The organism is Peribacillus sp. P4_D6 (genome assembly GCF_056401795.1).
The window spans coordinates 1-1158 of sequence record NZ_JBFUIQ010000345.1; the positions used below are offsets into that span (position 1 = coordinate 1).

Below are 1158 nucleotides of genomic sequence, written 5' to 3' on the forward strand. Positions count from 1 at the left end.
CTATTATACTGAATCAAAACCGAATACCGGGGTTTTTGGTACACTTGATGGTTTAACCGCAGTAGATGCTTCACGTTCCATAAACGGATCGACAATTGCGGCACACGCAGACCACACCCGGTATTATTTATGGGTGATCCAATCGATGATCAATGGCACAGACTTTGAAAAAGATTGGGAAGAAAGCTGGACCATCACTACTGTTGATGAGGTGAAATGGGCTGAAATCAGAGAGGAATTACATAAAGAATATGTATCTCTTTTCGCAGAAATCGAAAGAATCGATTTAGGAAAATGGCTGACAAATGTAAATGCGACCATTGCCCACTCAGCTTATCATCTTGGAGCGTTACGGCAAATGATAAAAAGCCTTGAATTAGAAAAATAATATAATATATTGAGAGTTTTTAAACTGATTGGAACGTATGGCACTCGCTTTCCGAAGGAAGTCCGCCCTCGGCACTCTTGCGCCTGGATTCTCCTTTCGACACGCTTTTTCCGCGGGAGTCAGGTACACGCGTTCCAATCAACTTTGTTTGAAAAACCCAGATAGATACTTTTAGTCTTAGTCGATAAGAGGGGTTCAAACGATCTCATCCCTAAGTTGAGGGTTTATAATATCAGATAGTTTATTTCCTTTTTCATATTTTTGAATGAGTCATTATTGATTTATACTTACTTCGTCCGAATCTCGTGCCGTAATTCTTCTCCTTCAATTCCATTTGCCTGTCGTTTGCTTTTTTACTTTCTTGCTCAGCCCATATGAAAGCAGAGTTAAAAATTGGTCCTCCTTATAAAATCCTCAGTAACACCCATATCTCTGAATTTCCGCAATCAAAAGTGTCTATTTTTTAAGTACCATACATAATATCTGAGTTCAGATCTCAAGTAATATACTTCCATTCTCCGAATGAATCATCATAATCCCTCCCCAATCCGTCTAGTGAATCAAGGAATAATAAACGCCTTCACGAATGATTAAGTACATCCCTGGTATGGAAACCAGTAAAACTCTTTTCCGCTTTACTTATCAATGAAGATATAATTCCAAAATACTCCTTTGCTGAAACATGAGCATATCCAATATTCAAAAATAGCAATTGATCATATAAGAATCACTTTACTAACGGGGCCAATTTAGTTGTAAAAGGATTTAAT

The 1158-nt window shown here is 37.8% G+C and carries 1 protein-coding gene; it reads left to right on the forward strand.

Annotated features, from left to right (window positions below):
• A partial coding sequence (locus AC1DVB_RS27435) for a hypothetical protein (RefSeq protein WP_477591988.1) occupies positions 1 to 388 on the forward strand: 388 nt, incomplete at its 5' end.
• Positions 389 to 1158: the final 770 nt, after the last annotated feature.